20 protein-coding genes, 1 tRNA gene and 1 pseudogene are annotated in these 15,218 nt (G+C 51.7%); 13 read left to right on the top strand and 9 right to left on the bottom strand.

Annotated features, from left to right (window positions below; translation table 11 throughout):
- Positions 1 to 273 precede the first annotated feature (273 nt).
- A tRNA-Arg gene (locus AC236I_RS18720) sits at positions 274 to 350 on the top strand.
- A 17-nt stretch (positions 351 to 367) separates the two neighbouring features.
- On the opposite strand, the pseudogene AC236I_RS18715 reads toward AC236I_RS18720, so the two are convergent.
- Positions 368 to 558 (bottom strand): annotated as a pseudogene (locus tag AC236I_RS18715) (integrase); the annotation flags it as partial.
- A gap of 42 nt (positions 559 to 600) precedes the next feature.
- Between AC236I_RS18715 and AC236I_RS18710 the strand changes: the two are divergent.
- Positions 601 to 786, top strand: coding sequence for a hypothetical protein (locus AC236I_RS18710; RefSeq protein ID WP_015585000.1), 186 nt, complete (start codon positions 601 to 603; stop codon positions 784 to 786).
- A 152-nt stretch (positions 787 to 938) separates the two neighbouring features.
- On the opposite strand, the gene AC236I_RS18705 is transcribed toward AC236I_RS18710, so the two are convergent.
- Both AC236I_RS18705 and AC236I_RS18700 read right to left on the bottom strand, forming a co-directional pair.
- Complete coding sequence (locus AC236I_RS18705; RefSeq protein WP_050545420.1) at positions 939 to 1,217, bottom strand: hypothetical protein; 279 nt, start codon at positions 1,215 to 1,217, stop codon at positions 939 to 941.
- A 294-nt stretch (positions 1,218 to 1,511) separates the two neighbouring features.
- The gene (locus AC236I_RS18700) at positions 1,512 to 1,862 is read right to left on the bottom strand and encodes a DUF1304 domain-containing protein (RefSeq protein WP_004858886.1); all 351 of its coding nucleotides are present in this window, start codon (positions 1,860 to 1,862) and stop codon (positions 1,512 to 1,514) included.
- A gap of 172 nt (positions 1,863 to 2,034) precedes the next feature.
- On the opposite strand from AC236I_RS18700, the gene AC236I_RS18695 reads away from it, so the two are divergent.
- Positions 2,035 to 3,321: a citrate synthase gene (locus tag AC236I_RS18695; protein ID WP_064359652.1), complete on the top strand. Its 1,287-nt coding sequence runs from the start codon at positions 2,035 to 2,037 to the stop codon at positions 3,319 to 3,321.
- Between the two features lie 189 nt (positions 3,322 to 3,510).
- Here the strand turns inward: AC236I_RS18695 and AC236I_RS18690 are convergent, their stop codons facing one another.
- From AC236I_RS18690 to AC236I_RS18680, 3 genes are all read right to left on the bottom strand, one after another.
- On the bottom strand, positions 3,511 to 3,624 hold the full coding sequence (locus tag AC236I_RS18690; RefSeq protein ID WP_350340430.1) for a YnaM/YnfT family protein: 114 nt from the start codon (positions 3,622 to 3,624) through the stop codon (positions 3,511 to 3,513).
- A gap of 39 nt (positions 3,625 to 3,663) precedes the next feature.
- Positions 3,664 to 3,900 (bottom strand): hypothetical protein, encoded by a 237-nt coding sequence (locus tag AC236I_RS18685; RefSeq protein WP_004858894.1) that lies wholly within the window; start codon positions 3,898 to 3,900, stop codon positions 3,664 to 3,666.
- Positions 3,901 to 4,110: 210 nt separating this feature from the next.
- Positions 4,111 to 4,344 carry a hypothetical protein gene (locus tag AC236I_RS18680; RefSeq protein ID WP_032716782.1) on the bottom strand — a complete coding sequence of 78 codons (234 nt, stop codon included), beginning with the start codon at positions 4,342 to 4,344 and terminating at the stop codon, positions 4,111 to 4,113.
- Positions 4,345 to 4,897: 553 nt separating this feature from the next.
- On the opposite strand from AC236I_RS18680, the gene ymcF reads away from it, so the two are divergent.
- The 3 genes from ymcF (at position 4,898) to AC236I_RS18665 (ending at position 5,758) form a co-directional block, all read left to right on the top strand.
- Positions 4,898 to 5,086, top strand: a complete 189-nt coding sequence (ymcF, locus tag AC236I_RS18675) for a cold shock small protein YmcF (protein WP_071824640.1) — start codon at positions 4,898 to 4,900, stop codon at positions 5,084 to 5,086.
- Between the two features lie 87 nt (positions 5,087 to 5,173).
- A complete protein-coding gene (locus AC236I_RS18670) occupies positions 5,174 to 5,404 on the top strand; it encodes a hypothetical protein (protein WP_004858901.1) in 231 nt (76 codons plus the stop codon).
- A 141-nt stretch (positions 5,405 to 5,545) separates the two neighbouring features.
- Complete coding sequence (locus AC236I_RS18665; RefSeq protein WP_004858906.1) at positions 5,546 to 5,758, top strand: hypothetical protein; 213 nt, start codon at positions 5,546 to 5,548, stop codon at positions 5,756 to 5,758.
- Positions 5,759 to 5,767: 9 nt separating this feature from the next.
- On the opposite strand, the gene AC236I_RS18660 is transcribed toward AC236I_RS18665, so the two are convergent.
- On the bottom strand, positions 5,768 to 6,040 hold the full coding sequence (locus AC236I_RS18660) for a hypothetical protein (RefSeq protein WP_004858909.1): 273 nt from the start codon (positions 6,038 to 6,040) through the stop codon (positions 5,768 to 5,770).
- 471 nt (positions 6,041 to 6,511) lie between these two features.
- Here AC236I_RS18660 and AC236I_RS18655 point away from each other — a divergent pair, with 471 nt between their 5' ends.
- Positions 6,512 to 6,676: a YnfU family zinc-binding protein gene (locus AC236I_RS18655; protein ID WP_213672526.1), complete on the top strand. Its 165-nt coding sequence runs from the start codon at positions 6,512 to 6,514 to the stop codon at positions 6,674 to 6,676.
- Between the two features lie 110 nt (positions 6,677 to 6,786).
- On the opposite strand, the gene AC236I_RS18650 is transcribed toward AC236I_RS18655, so the two are convergent.
- Entirely contained in the window at positions 6,787 to 7,653 is an 867-nt protein-coding gene (locus tag AC236I_RS18650; RefSeq protein ID WP_004858913.1) for a GNAT family N-acetyltransferase, read from the bottom strand.
- A gap of 396 nt (positions 7,654 to 8,049) precedes the next feature.
- Between AC236I_RS18650 and AC236I_RS18645 the strand changes: the two genes are divergently transcribed.
- From AC236I_RS18645 to AC236I_RS18630, 4 genes are read left to right on the top strand one after another with little or no spacing between them, the layout of a single operon-like run.
- Positions 8,050 to 8,853 (top strand): alpha/beta hydrolase, encoded by an 804-nt coding sequence (locus tag AC236I_RS18645; protein ID WP_004858915.1) that lies wholly within the window; start codon positions 8,050 to 8,052, stop codon positions 8,851 to 8,853.
- A complete protein-coding gene (locus AC236I_RS18640; protein WP_004858918.1) occupies positions 8,841 to 9,212 on the top strand; it encodes a RidA family protein in 372 nt (123 codons plus the stop codon). The genes AC236I_RS18645 and AC236I_RS18640 overlap by 13 nt, the downstream gene beginning before the upstream one ends.
- Positions 9,213 to 9,266: 54 nt before the next feature.
- Entirely contained in the window at positions 9,267 to 10,460 is a 1,194-nt protein-coding gene (locus AC236I_RS18635) for an amino acid aminotransferase (protein ID WP_487608585.1), read from the top strand.
- A gap of 11 nt (positions 10,461 to 10,471) precedes the next feature.
- Positions 10,472 to 11,881, top strand: a complete 1,410-nt coding sequence (locus AC236I_RS18630; RefSeq protein WP_015584989.1) for an amino acid permease — start codon at positions 10,472 to 10,474, stop codon at positions 11,879 to 11,881.
- Between the two features lie 40 nt (positions 11,882 to 11,921).
- Here AC236I_RS18630 and AC236I_RS18625 read toward each other — a convergent pair whose 3' ends face one another.
- On the bottom strand, positions 11,922 to 12,089 hold the full coding sequence (locus tag AC236I_RS18625) for a hypothetical protein (RefSeq protein WP_155075085.1): 168 nt from the start codon (positions 12,087 to 12,089) through the stop codon (positions 11,922 to 11,924).
- A gap of 261 nt (positions 12,090 to 12,350) precedes the next feature.
- Here AC236I_RS18625 and AC236I_RS18620 point away from each other — a divergent pair, with 261 nt between their 5' ends.
- Positions 12,351 to 12,989 (top strand): CatB-related O-acetyltransferase, encoded by a 639-nt coding sequence (locus tag AC236I_RS18620; protein ID WP_015584988.1) that lies wholly within the window; start codon positions 12,351 to 12,353, stop codon positions 12,987 to 12,989.
- A 546-nt stretch (positions 12,990 to 13,535) separates the two neighbouring features.
- A complete protein-coding gene (gene cadC / locus AC236I_RS18615) occupies positions 13,536 to 15,068 on the top strand; it encodes a lysine decarboxylation/transport transcriptional activator CadC (protein WP_015584987.1) in 1,533 nt (510 codons plus the stop codon).
- The last annotated feature ends 150 nt before the right edge of the window (positions 15,069 to 15,218 follow it).

Here is a 15,218-nt window from a genome sequence, read left to right as displayed (position 1 = left end):
TGAGTTTTTATCCCTCTTTGAGCAAACTCAGGGCTAAAAACACCGCTGTTTAAAGGGCTATTGGGGGCATTTTGGGGGCGTTAGGACTCTTTATTGTTATCGCCGATGTATCAGTACTGAAAACCGGCGCCGGGCGATCTTTGCACAACCTTTGTTTTATATGTAGGCAAGTTAGTTATGCTGCCGCAGTTTGATGGCAAAATGCATTGACTCACTGAGCGTTGACCGTATAATTCCAGGCGGTTTCACTCGTCGAAGCATCCGCATTTCAGTGCGCCCTTAGCTCAGCTGGATAGAGCAACGGCCTTCTAAGCCGTAGGTCACAGGTTCGAACCCTGTAGGGCGTACCATTCAAAATCAACAGTTATCAACTTCCTCCAGTCGCTGATTTTTCCCCGTGGGACATATTTGGGACATCTTCTGCAAAAATGGCGTCAATTTGTCGCTCAGATCCGTGAAATGGTGAGGTGTCAGGTGGCATCTTTGCGTATCATCTCTACGTGTTCCCACTGCCTGTAGAACAGAAAGCGGAACGCCAGACTGAATTAGCCAACTGGCGGCCATCGGTTCGACCAGACAATCTAGTTAGAGGAAAGTGAATTGATAAAGGACTACCTGATTGTGGCCTACCTGACGGCAATTGCTGGCTGGCCCGTCACGCTGACATTACTTGGTCTTTCTGCAGGGGTGGCTCTCTGTTTGAGACGCAGGGTGCTGGGCGTTGTCCTCATCGTTTTGTGCATGCTGGTGGCCATCGCAGCGTGGCAGTTTGAACGTTATATGTAGAATCATACCCCCCTCATCAGTAGGCCAGTAGATGAGGTCGGACGGATTGGCATCAACCTTGTTCTCCAGCAATCCAGAGCCTGGCTGTGTTCAGATTCCTTACCTTCAGCACTGTACATGAAATTGATTATCTGAATGAGCTCACCCCAGATTTAATCCGTAATGAATTTTTCCTGATTAAATGCCATCCGGGTAAAGTTATTTGCACTGGTCCATGAGGAAAAATCCCGGAAATCAGAGAATGTTTGTGGGTGGATAACCCGGCTGTTCCAGTCGCCGATCATCGGTTTTAGCCCTTCATCGCCTTCTTCAGCGCCGTTATCAATTTGCGACAATATCTCTTCGGCCATGTCCGTTAGTTGTGTAAGTTTCTGGCGGTTTATTTTGCCTGCCTTTGGCGCCAACGTCGTCAGCCTGATCTTCGGGGCCATTATCGTTGTACTGGTAGGCTGCCTGTCGATGATTGAACGACATAAGCCGGCACTACATTCCGTGCGCAACGATGAGGAATCACCGAGATGAAGAGAAAAGGAGTGTATCTGCTGTTACTTATGGCTTCGCTGCTGAGTATCGGGCCAGCGATGTCCGATGCGCGGGTCCATAAAGTGGCGAGCATATGGGTGCTTTCGCCAATGGCCTGGGAAGCATCCCGGCACTTACCGCCTGGGGATTGATTAACGTCCCGCCGCCGTCAATGCCGGCGGCGGTCTTTTCCGGGCTCTCGGTTAACTGACGTACAGCGCTATCAGCGCCACCGTTGCCGGGAGTGCCTGCACATACAGTATTTTTCGACTGGCGGTTGCGGCGCCAAACAGCCCGGCGATCACCACGCAGATCAGAAAGAACGCTTTAAACTCAAACCCGCTCTCTGGACTCCACAGTCCCCACAGCAAACCGGCGGCCAGAAAACCGTTATACAGACCCTGATTGGCTGCCATCACCCGGGTCTCACGGGCAAAACTGGCGCTAAGGCCGAATGCCCGGCGCCCGGTTTTACTCTCCCACAAAAACATCTCCAGAATCAGAATGTAGATATGGATGGCGGCGACGACAAAAATAAGCGTATTGGCTAACACGGTAGTCCTTAGTCAGGTTAGAGCACAGGAAGCCCTGGTAAAACCCGCTTTTTATCGCGTGTTTAACCGTTTATATCAAAGAATAGCCGCATCACCCTGGCTATGTTGGAAATTCGGCCTGGAGAATGTCTTCAGGGTGATCATGCGTTGGCTGTTGAGGGGAATTTACAGGATGGGAACGAAACCGTTAATACTTTCTTTGGATGGACAAGAGGCCATCCCTCTGAATACGGTGTCCGGGACGCTGGGTCACCTCGGTATTGATCTCCGCGCGCTCGCGAATTCAGGAATGTGCAGTTTTGATCCGGGCTTCAGCAATACCGCCGGGTGTGAGTCGGCGATTTCCTATATCGATACGGAAAATAGCGTCCTGCTGCACCGTGGCTACCCGGTTGACCAGCTGGCCCGGCAGTGTGAGTTCCTGGAGGTGGCGTACATTATGCTGCACGGCGAGGCGCCCGATGAGGAGCGTTATCAGGTCTTCCGGGAAAAAATTACCCGCCATACCCTGGTGCATGAGCAGATGTCGAAAATGTGCAGCGGATTTCGGCGCGACTCCCATCCGATGGCGCTGATGTGTGCCATGGTGGGCGCACTGGCCGCGTTCTATCACGATGTGCTGGATGTCGAAAACCCCGAGCATCGTGCGCTGGCCGCCACCCGCTTGCTTTCCAAAATGCCTACGCTTGCGGCGATGAGCTATAAGTTTTCCATCGAGCAACCTGCGGTCTACCCGAGAAACGATCTCTCTTATGCCGGGAATTTCCTGCATATGCTGTTTGCGGTTCCAGCGGAAAAGTACCAGGTGAACCCGGTTATTGAGCAGGCGTTGAACCAGATTATGGTGCTCCATGCCGATCACGGGCAGTGCGCATCGACCACAACGGTGCGTGCGGCCGGCTCCTCCGGGGCGAATCTCTTCGCCTGCGTGGCGGCCGGTCTGGCGTCGATGTGGGGGCCGATGCACGGTGGCGCCAACGAGGCCAGTATGCAAATGCTGGGGGATATTGAGAGCATCGAACAGATCCCGGCGTTTATCAGTAAGGTGAAAAGGGATCCTTTGGCTTTCCGCCGGCTGGGCTTTGGCAACTCGCGCTACAAATATCTCGATCCCCGGGCGGCCATTCTGCGCGAAACCTGCCATAAGGTGCTGGCAGAGCTGGGCATGTCGGACCGACTGCTTCAGGTGGCAATGGCTCTGGAAGAGGTGGCGCTCAACGATCCCTACTTTGTGGAGAATGGACTTTCGCCGAGCGTCGATTTCTATACCGCCGTGATCCTGAAAGCGATGGGGCTACCTTCGTCGATGTTTGTCGTTATGACCGCGGTGGGACGTACGCTGGGGTGGGTCGCGCACTGGAATGAAATGCACGAGTCGCCGCTGAATATTTACCGTCCACGTCAGATTTACACCGGACAAGCGGCGCGGGATTACGTTTCGCGTCGCGGGATAAAATAAGCGCATGCCCGGTCCGGTGATGAAAGGCATTGCCGGACTTTCCACATGCGGGGCAGGACAGGGAGCGGTTGGCCGGAGATACGTCGTTATGCTATCTGAAACGCAGCCGGTAGCGATGCAACAGGATGTCTGAGGAAGAGATAGCGTCGAGGGGCTGGCCTTTATCGGAAGAGTAAATTGCGCTGAAGTTTATATATCCGTGTTATCCGGGTTATTTGAAACGGCAATCCATAGCAGGGACAGGGAAAATAAAGCCAGCGCGGCGACGGAACCGATAATTCCGAGATAAATAAATAGTGTCATAAACATAGTGTGACCTTCGGTGTGGTTAATCTGTGTGGGTTATATTTTTTTGAAATCAATCGATAAGCTCTCTTCCAGAGCATCAATCGCAATCTGCAAGAGGGGGCCTTCATCGGACCAGTTCTTCCTGGCTCCCGGGCTTTTCAGCAGCGTCAGCAGTCCTGCAGCACCCACAGGCGCACCGCTTCTGATAATTTCAAGCACGGCGTCCCCGATAATCGCTCTGACCGTCGGTAGCTCGGATGGAAGGCAAAAAAAAGTGTTTGCCGCTTTCATGTTGAAACCTCGAAGGACGCGTTCGGCGCGAGTTGCTGGCTCTTACGTTGGCTCAGGCAAATGACTCTGCATATCATTGTGGGCCACCTACGACGATGCACCTTTTTACAGGCGAAAGATACAAATTAATTCCCTTCAGAGAACATTTTAAAAAAACTTAAGTTATTGAAGGGGATAGTGAGTCTTACAGCGGTGCAGCCGCCGTGACCATTATAATTTTCCGTTTACGCGTTGATTATCCGACAAAACGTCGATTGCGGTTTGCAGGGCGATTTTATCATCGCGGCTTTTTTGCGTGCGCTGAAGCACCTGCAGATACTCACGTAGCGTTCTGGCGTTGATCGGGCGGCCAAGCTTTCCGACTTCAAGCACGGCATTACCCAGAATGATTTTAACGGGCGGGAGCTGGGCTGGGTACCAGTCGAGGATGTCTTCCGATTTCATAGCAAAAATCTCCGGGAGAGACAGAATACCACAAAATAAGCGTAACATGGGCGCCGGCAGGAATAAGCGCCTGATAAAGTTGTCAGTTATAGTCAGTTTGTGCATAGTTTTACTGGCAAAAAATACTGTTAAAAAGCTGTGAAAAATAATGCTTGCCAAAGGCTGGTTTACGTGCGTTAATGGCTTCAACGGTTTGAGTCTTAAAAATTATCTGCAACAGTTCCTGGAATTTTCTCATCGCATTTATCTTCTGATATCTCCTTTTGGGTATTTTTCTCTTCGATAAGTTTTTTTGCAGACCAGATATGCCCAAGGGCAAATTAAAAAAACGAACAACATATCTTAGACAATCACTAAAATAAGTCATGATTAAGTTGGTGAAAAACCTCAGATTAATCATGCAGAGAACGGTCGCAAAAGAAAGCGTATTCTTGGCCTGCTGTTCAGCACGGTGATTTCTGCACTATCCTTGAAAACCACAGATGAGTTTTCGCCAGAGTATAACCTCTAGTCCCTGCGGTAGTGAATGTTGTCACACATAAAGGTTAACATTATGACTGAATACATTCATTTCAGATGCCCGTGTTGTCATGGGTCACAATACAGAACATCGAATTACGATGTGACGGAAAAAAATCCCTTTGGCGCAAAATGTATCTTTTGTAAAACATCAATGATTACATTTGATAATATTGCTCCTTACATTTCCAACGGCGCGGCGACAATGGCGTGTCGGAAATAACGAAAGGGCCCCGGACGGGGCCTTTTCTTTTTCATCACCCAATGGATGGCATCGCCATCATTATGCTTTCAGCCAGGTGGTAGACTCATGAAGAAAGTTATTGTTTTTTTCAATGCATTACCGGCAGTTGTCGCGAAAATAGTGCCGGGGGTAACAACAATATTACGTGAGTATCCTAACGGTGAACAAAAACAGCTGCAGATCATGTCTGCTGAATTTCCTTCCTTGACGGGCGATCATCGCATTGTGCATGTTGCCTCCGATCGCGATTTAACCTCAGCCGAGATTCAAAACGCGGCGATAAAACTGTTGTCATAGCGCGGCGATAGCCGGTCGCCCGCGGCAGGATGAGTCCACTTCTATGCCGCGCCGACAGGGGCGACAGCATGATTTAATGGGTGAATGTCCGGTGAGCGCCTATAATTTAAAGGCGTGTGTTGCTATTCGAGGTAAAGTTGTATGATTACGCACCCGGAAGTTCGGCGCTGGGCATCGGTGATGCTGACCTCCGCTTTACGCGGAGAGATGTCCCAGGAAGAAATATTGAAACAGGTTCATATGATTTGTGAGAATCATGGTTCGGCGTGCCTGGAAGATGTTATCGATGAAATCTTAATTGAAGCGGGCCGTATTGGCTCAGGGCATAGCGACGGCACGTTTTATCGACATTGAACCTGAACATTAAAAGGCTATTGTAAAAGATCCTTTTTCATCGGAGATGGTCAGCTCTTTTCTTTCCGCCGCCCACACCATCTCCTGATTCTTAGAACTAAAATAAGACCCGCGCATAATTTTTTCTTCACCAAAATCAAATGTGATCTCAACAGGATGAACGGTGATGTCAATCATATAGAGATGGCCATCGACGTAACCTTTTACGCTGGCCGTGACCTGTTTCCCAATCCCGATATCGGTACGACAATTTTGAGCGTGAATTGTTGAGTTTTCAGTCATTTCTTATCTCTTGTTTGTCTGTAATCATTCGATATGAATAAACATTACCATATCTCATTCATCATATAAGCGTTAAATTAAGACTCATACTATTTATCTTATTTTTATCGGGATTTCTGCATTTAATAGGGTGATTGTGCTGTTTTTAGTGAAAACACCTGAATTTGCGCATCATGATACCTCAATCCGAGTTTGCCACCAGCGGGATACCTTCCGACAAATAAGTAAAACCGGTGTTATATGGATGCGGTTAATAATATCTGACGATGGATTATCACCATCGCGAGAGATGAACAGAAAATCAGGAATGAAGCATCCTGATTTCAGCGCAACGCGATGCTATCAGGTAAATAGCGGATTAAAACCCGATAAAATCCTCATCATGGTCATTTCCCGATGCGCCCTGAGGTTGTGTGTTTTTTAATCAGTTAGTGGTATGATAGACCACATTCATTCAGCGGGTAAAGGTCTATGTCATTCTTCGACAACGCAGTGAAGCGCTTGAGTTCCACCTCTGATACCACGGTAACCTGTCCGCAATGCGGGCATAAATCACGGCAGCCGGTGAACAAAATTAAAAAAGGGGCGACATTAATGTGTCCGCGCTGCAAGTCCCTGTTTATTGCCACTAAATAATGCTTTCACCTCTTCCGTCACGCCCCGGTGGGGCATGGCGGGAGAGGCGGCTGCCGCCTGGGCTTCAGCGTCGCTACGAGCTTGCGCCAGTGGCGATATGGCCAGGAGAATCAGGCATGCGAGAGCGTCGGGAACATCAGCTTACGCTCTTTAAAGATATTTTCTTTTGCCGCATAGATGAAAAGAAAATCATCAATTTCAATTTTTTCGTATTCACCTGCCCGGTCTTCCCTGGGCGTAAAGCCTAAAATAACCTGGCGGGTATGTTGCGCCGCAAGTTCATTCACGATCCTGGTCATCGAACTGGTGCTGTCACAGAAAATATCAAAACAGAGCAATGCATGATCGTTTTGCATGGCGATCGCCACGGCATTATTTTTCTCCGAGTAATAGACAAAGTGCTTCATAAACGCCGAGCAGTAGAACATCAGCAGACCGAAGTTATTGTGTGCCGAGAGGCGGGAGAACGGGTTGGCTTTCTGATAATAGTACTTGAGGATATTCACATCGCTCTCTTTATCCATATCCAGCTTGCGAAAATCCCCGGCAACGGGCGTAACCGGCAGGGCGTACTGGTATTCGTCGGTCTGTTCAAAGCCGAATTTAGGATAGAAATCAACGGTTGTGGAGTTAGCGAAGAGAAAAATACCGTCAGCCTGATCCTGCCAGTCAGCCAGAATATGGTTAATCAGCTGGCTGGCCAGACCCTTTTCGCGATAATCGGTGGCGGTCATCACGGTCCCAATCTGGATATAGCGCCTGGGCTCCCCCTGCCACATTAGATCGATAATGTTAGCCGACGCATTGGCAATCACTTTATTATGATCAACAAACGCATAAGGAATATAGGACTCGGTCCAGTAGCCTTTTTTGTACCACTCTTTAAAAGAGAGGTCAAAGGTCTTAATTGCCAAATTAATGAAGCTGTTTCTTAACACATCATCATGGACAACCTGCTTGACTAATTTGTATTTCATTGGTCTGTATTCCTTTTTATAAGTTCTGAGACCTGACACGACGACGACCATTTTAATAGCAAAATATTGACTCACTTATAGCGTTGAGTATGAACTTTTCACGATGTTTGTACAGTTTGTCCCTTCAGTGGTTTCTCAGGACGTTGGCTCGGTCACAGTACGCCGGGCAGGAAGGGGGGAGAAGCAGACGAATGCGCGGACAGGTGAGCGCCGATCCTTGACCGCCATCATTTTTGCGAGCGCATTTGCCGATAAAAGTTTCACTGGTAAAACTTATTAGCCCTGAGATTTAATTTCTATTAACTCTCACGCATTCCACTTTGTACAAGCTTGACAACATATTTTCTCATTGCTAATAGTTAAGCCACATCTTAAATAATAAACAAAGTTTAATATATGAAACTCAGCGTCGGGAGTTATGACAACAGCACAACCGTAGATAATGAGGCAGAAATACTGGCTGACTTTCAGCAGCGAAGTCAGCAGGCATATCAGAGCGGCGAAAATATCATGACTTTTTGTTATGGTGAAAGTCCACGGGAACGTATTGACTGGTTTATTTCTGCCGCCAGTAAAATGGGCACGATAATATTTATTCATGGCGGGTACTGGCAATCCTGTAATAAAGAGGATTTTGCTTTTATTACTGCCGGGCCGCTGGCCCGCGGGTTTGATGTGATGTTGGTGGAATATACGTTAGCGCCGCAGACGACGTTAACAGAGATCCATCGGCAGATTGGCGCGGCGCTGGATGCCATTGGCCGCCAGCCGGGTCTGTGCAGCCCGGTTTATCTGAGTGGGCACTCCGCAGGCGGCCATCTGGCAGCCTGCTGGCAGGCGCATCCGGTCGCCGATGCGGTCCTGGCAATCAGCGGGATTTATGAGCTTGAGCCTTTGCTGAGTACGGCGGTCAACCGGTCACTGCAGCTGACGCCCGCGGAGGTGAACGACCTCAGTCCGCTGCGTCATTTAGCGGAGAAGATCTCCCCTCTGACGCTGTTTTACGGCACCGCCGAGCGAACCGAGCTTATCGCGCAGAGTGAAAACTATGCTCAGCGGTTGCGCCAGCGGGGGAGGCCGGTTGACGTAATAGCCCTGCCGGGAGCTAACCACTACACCATCCTTGACGCGCTGTTTGCCACCGATGGCGCACTTTTCAGCCAGCTTTACCACGACGAGAATCCTTTATGCGAGACGTAATTCACACCGGCCTTCCGGATATCGGTCAGCCGTTCTCCTGGGCGACACGCGGCGGCGGGATGCTCTTTACCGCGCATGGCCCGGTTCGGGCTGATGGCACCATTGAAACCGGCCCGGCGGAACAGCAGATCGCCCTGACTTTCGATAATCTCACCCAGGCGCTACAGGCGGCCGGGAGCCATAGCGATAATGTTCTCCAGGTTATTATTTATCTGACTGACGTCAATGATGTTGCACGCCTTGATGATATTTACCAGCGCTATTTCAATGCCCCTTATCCTAATCGTTCGACGGTGATCGTTGATAAATTAGTGGTGCCGGGAATGAAAATAGAAATTACCGTCAGCGCTACGGCCTGAAAATAAAAATAAATATTCACCTGCCAGTCATATTTATTATGGCTAAGGATACCTATGTTCGCAGAAATTAAACCGTCGACTCCCGACCATATTATGTCGTTAATGGAAGCCTATTTGCAGGACCGCAATCCGCGGAAAGTGAATTTGGGCATCGGCTTATATTATGACGAGCGAGGGGAGGTACCGCTGATGCGGGCCGTCGAGCTGGCAGAACAGCGCCTGCTGGCGCAGCAGCTGCCGCACGGCTATCCGCCGATTGAAGGCAGCGTAAGCTTTGCCAGCCAGATACAGACCTTGCTGCTGGGGCCTGCCGCCCCGGAGCATGCGCTGGCGACGGTGCAAACCGTTGGCGGTTCTGGGGCGTTGAAGCTGGCGGCCGATTTTCTCGTTCACTTTTTACAGCGTAAAGAGATTTGGGTCTCTGATCCAACCTGGGCCAACCATCAGGCGATTTTTTCCGGCGCAGGGCTGCAGGTGAACCGCTATCCCTATTTTGACAATCTCCGCGGCGAACTGCGCTTTGCCGACATGCTGGCGACCCTGCAGACGCTACCCGCCGGCACGGCGGTGCTGCTGCACCCATGCTGCCATAACCCAACCGGGACCGATCTGAGCCACAGCCAGTGGCAGACGCTTCTGTGCGTGGTTCAGGCGCAGGGACTGCTGCCATTTTTCGATATCGCCTATCAGGGTTTTGGCGCCGGGCTGGAAGAGGACTGCTATGCGCTGAGGCTGGCGCTGGAAAGCGATCTGGATTTTATCGTCGCCAACTCTTTTTCGAAAAATATCGCCCTGTACGGCCAGCGGGTCGGGGGATTAACCGTGCGCTGCGCCAACGCGCAGACCGCCGCCAACGTCCAGGGGGCCTTAAAGACCTTAATTCGCCGTAGCTATTCCTGTCCGCCGACCCACGGCAGCCGGATCGTCGACATGGTGTTAGCCGACGCGCAGCTCCGCCAGCTGTGGCAGGAAGAGCTGGCGGCCATGCGTCAGAGGATCCAGCAGATGCGCCTGCGTTTGTCCGCCGGCCTGGAGCAGGGCGGTTCTCAGCTGGATTACCGGCGCATCCGCGATCAGCGCGGGATGTTCAGCTATACCGGTCTGGACGAACGGCAGGTGAGCGAGCTGCGCCAGCGCTATGCCATTTATCTGGTGGCACCGGGACGGATGTGTCTACCCGGTCTTAATGGTGACAACATTGATTATGTCACCGCCGCTATTCTCGATGTGACCACCGCCGCTCGCTAAGGCAGGAACGAATGAAAGATCGCAAGCGTTTTGATGAGATTGCACAGCGCCAGGGCGGGCTGAAGAAACAGCTTACCGCCGGGCAAATGTCGATGTTGGCGATCGGCGGCGCGATTGGTACCGGGTTGTTTCTGGGGAGCGCCTACGCCATTCAGATGGCCGGACCGTCGGTGCTGCTGAGCTATCTGATAGGGGGGGTGATTGCGCTGCTGCTGATGGGCTGCCTGGCGGAGATGACTTCAGAGCATCCGACCCCCGGCTCATTCGGTGACTATGCCGAGTTTTATCTCAGTCCGCTGTGTGGATTCCTGGTGCGCTACTCCTACTGGTCCTGCGTGGTGCTGGCGGTGGGTACCGAGGTGACGGCCATTGGAATGTATATGCAGTTCTGGTTCCCGCATACGCCGGTCTGGCCCTGGGTGCTGCTGTTCTCCGCCCTGGTGATGGTGATCAACGTTATTGGCGTGAAATGGTTCGGACAGGTGGAGTATGCGCTATCGACGATCAAGGTTCTGGCGATCGTGGCTTTTATCGTCATCGGCCTGGGGATCCTGGCCTTCTCCGCCAACCCAACCTACGGCCTGCATAATTTTACCGATGGCGGTGGGTTTATGCCGTTTGGGATCAGCGGCATGTGGTTTGCGACCATTGTTTCTATCTTCAGCTATCTGAGTATTGAAATGATCGCCGTGGCGGCAGGCGAGGCGAAAAACCCGGTGGTGGCGGTGAAGTCTGCGTTTAAAGGGACCATCCTGCGCCTGTTTATTTTCTATATGCTGTCGATTGCGCTCATGCTGGCGATTGTGCCGTGGCGTCAGTCCGGCACCAGCGAAAGCCCCTTCCTGGTGGCGATGAACGTGATTCACTTGCCGTATGCCGGCGGTATTTTTAACTTTATCGTCCTGATCGCGGCGCTCTCGGCCATGAACAGCCAGCTGTATATCACCACGCGGATGATGTTCTCGCTATCGCGTGCCGGGCAGGCACCGGCTGCGTTCGGTCGGATCAGCGCGCGCGGGATCCCGGTGAATGCGTTGGCCCTCTCCTGCGTCGGCATCATGGTCTCTATTGTCCTGAGCGTGCTCTACCCGCAGCAGGCGTTTGCCGCGATGATGTCTATTTCGGTCTATGGAGCCTGTTTCACCTGGCTGATGATCTTTATCACCCACCTGTTTTTCCGCCGCCAGCATACGCAAACGGTGCTCAAATTTCGCTTGTGGGGCTATCCCTGGAGCCCGTTGCTGGGGGCTGCTCTGATGCTGGCGCTGCTGATTTCAACAGCGTTTACCGATTTCTTCCGCATGACGCTGTGGTTTGGCATTCCGTTTACGCTGCTGCTGACCGGGCTCTATTTTTATAGCCGCCGTTCCCGGCCCATCTTATCGACGATTCATCCGCCCGAAGCCGATCGGGCGCCATAAGATAACCGCTCGCCTCTGGCCGCAGGCGAGCAGTTATTCGCTACGCTTTCCCCCAGTCGCAGATAATAACGTGGTGACGACTACGACAGTCAGGGAGCGAACTGGACTGTCCGGCGTTGTCACCTTCCGTCTCTTTTGGCGGCGGTGAAAAATACCCCGCGCAGGCGGTCAGCGGTAACACTAAAGTAAGAATAAGAAGTCTGGACACAGAAAAACCTGGCAGCGTGGGGGAAGTGCCCGTTTTTATCATTAAGAATATGATCGGGGTGGAGCTATTTTGTTTAATTATGGATAATGGCGGCGCGAGAAAATAAACATAATGCCTGTCAGTTTATTCTCAACAAAATATTCCCTGAGTCAGCCATCATGATGCCAGCAACGCTTACAGCGGTTGCTCCGGTATTGAGTTTTTCCGGGTTATGATAACGGGTCAGCAAGCGGATATATTAACGCAAGAAGGAATGCCTCGATGGCCGATAAACACTGGTCAATCACCGAACGCCTGCATCTGACGGTAACCAACCCGAATGTGATCATTCGCGGCAGCCACAGCTACTACAGCGACTGCTGGGATCGCGGATTTGAACGTTGCGTGGTGCGCTACCTGCACGGCGATGCCGTCAGCGAAGGGTGGGAGCCCTTAGGTCATGTAGATAAGCTCTTTATTGGTAATTTTGTCTGTATCGCGCCGGAAGTGGTGATCCTGATGGGCGGCAACAGCACGCACCGGATGGACTGGATCAGCCTCTATCCGTTTGTATCATGCGTTAACGAAGCCTATCAGCATCGCGGTGATACCGTGCTCGGAGATGGTTGCTGGATTGGCATGCGGGCGATGATTATGCCGGGCGTCACAATTGGCGAAGGCGCCGTGGTGGCGGCGGGAGCGGTGGTCACCAAAGACGTTCCGCCATATGCCGTCGTCGGCGGAAATCCGGCTACCTTTATTAAGTATCGTTTCCCCGAACCGGACATTGAGCGACTGCTGAAGCTGGATCTCTATCAATTAGAGGAAGAGACATTGTTGAACCTGCAGCCGCTGCTCTCCAGCCCGGATATTAGCGCGCTGGAGCAGGCGGTGGCGCAGCATCGACAGGATCGCGCTTAATCCGCCTGAAAGCCGGGGCTCGTCCCTGCCGGGGCCGCGGCTCTGTTGCGTGGCGACGGCGGGGAGTCCAGATAACCGGCTTTACCGCCGCTGAAGCACGCCACTTTAATGCGCCCGCGCGCGGGTGTTTCCCGGAATAGCCCGCGTCCTGCGGAAAATCAGTCGCTGCGCTGGGCGTAATACTTCTCTGTCTGTGCGGCGACGTAGCTTGTCCCGCCGCATGAGCGGAGCATTGGGCATCATCATCCGCTTTTTCCTGGGCAATGTCGGTAGAGAGCCGGGGGGAATAGCAGCATGTGTCTCCATGAATAGTCTGGCCGCTCGGGGGGCTTCCCGAAACGTCAGAGGCACAACAGGCCTTCATTTTTCTGAAGTAATGACGCAGATGTTAATAAACCATTGCCGGTTTTGTTTAGAAATAAAAACTGGCTAAGCGAAATAAGTGCAGAATGATATAACGCGTTCAAGGTAATGACCCCTATCATAAATAGGGAGGGGAAATGTGTTATCATCGCGCCTTTCCCTTTTCGTTTTGGGCTCTTTTTTATGCAACAACCTGTTGTTCGCGTGGGAGAATGGCTGGTTACACCCTCTGTTAACCAAATCAGCCGGAAGGGGCGCCAGCTTACTCTGGAACCGCGCTTAATCGATCTTTTGGTCTTCTTTGCCCGTCACCCTGGTGAAGTGCTCAGCAGGGACGAGCTTATTGATAATGTCTGGACACGTAACGTGGTCACCAGCCACGTCGTCACGCAGAGTATTTCCGAGCTACGTAAGTCGTTGAAAGATGGCAATGATAGTAGCCTCGAATATATTGCGACGGTACCCAAGCGCGGCTATAAGCTCACGGTGCCGGTCATCTGGTGCACGGAAGAGGGGGAAGAGCCCGCGATGGCGATCTCCCCAGCGGTCCCCGCTGCGACGCCTGACCTGACGACCCCGACGCGCGCTGCCGGCGAGATTGAGCAAGGCCAGACGCCGTCCGCAAAACCGGAGAAGCGACGACGTATTACTACCTTCTGGGTATGGATCCTGTTCCTGCTGGCGCTGGGTTCCTGCGTGGCCCTGGTTGCGCTGTCGTCGATCGAGTCGCGGCCACCGGTGAATAAAGCGCGCCTGCTGCTGAACCCGCGCGATATCGATATCCATCTGCTGAAAGGTAACTCCTGCACCAACTGGGCATCGCAGCATTCGTATGCGGTGGGCCTGGGCAGTCTGGTGACCACGTCGCTCAACACCTTCTCGACCTTTATGGTGCATGACAAAACCAACTACAACATTAATGAGCCAAGCAGTTCAGGTAAAACGCTGACGATTGAGTTCGTCAACCAGCGGCACTATCGCGCGCAGCAGTGCTTTATGTCCGTGCAGATGGTGGATAACGCCGACGGTTCAACGATGATGGACAAACGTTATTTCATTACCAGCGACAACCAGCTGGCGATTCAAAACGATCTGCTGAGCAGCTTATCGGAGGCCTTAAAGCAGCCGTGGTCGGAACGCATGCAGGCGATGCTGAAACAGTATCAACCGTCGCACAGCACGGCGCTGACCCATTTCTACGAGTCGCATCAGTTATTAATGAACGGTGATGTCGATTCCTTAGGTAAGGCCAGCGCGCTGCTTGATGATGTGATTAAAGACTCGCCTGAGTTTGCTTACGCCTATGCGGAAAAAACGCTGGTGGATGTTTTACGTCATTCGCAGCAGCCGTTAAATAAAGAGCAGCTCAACGCGCTGTACGCTGAAATCACTCGGGTTGGCGATATGCCGGGGATCAAAGATACGGCGGTATTTTACCAAATTAAAACAGTGGATTTGCTGGGCCAGGGTAAAGTCGATGAAGCGTATAACGCGATTAATACCGGGATCGACCTTGAGATGTCGTGGATGAATTACGTGCTGCTGGGTAAAGTCTACGAGATGAAAGGGGAGAACCGGGAAGCAGCGGATGCTTATCTGACGGCCTTTAATTTACGCCCGGGCGAGAACACCTTTTACTGGATTGAAAATGCAGTATTCCAGACCTCGGTTACCCGCGTGGTCCCGTACCTCGATAATTTCCTCTCTTCAGAATAAGTAAACCCTCACCATACTCAGGATATTGAGTGTGGTGAGGTTAATTTTATGTTTCTCATGAGCACCCTGATTGTTATATATATTTAACGCCACAATGGCGAAATACAACACAAATTCAACACGCGGAATTGGTTATAACCTACTGTAAAA

This window comes from Klebsiella sp. Sb-30, assembly GCF_057652795.1.
The sequence above is the reverse complement of the archived record's forward strand: the minus strand, read 5'-3'. Positions and strand labels throughout refer to the sequence as shown.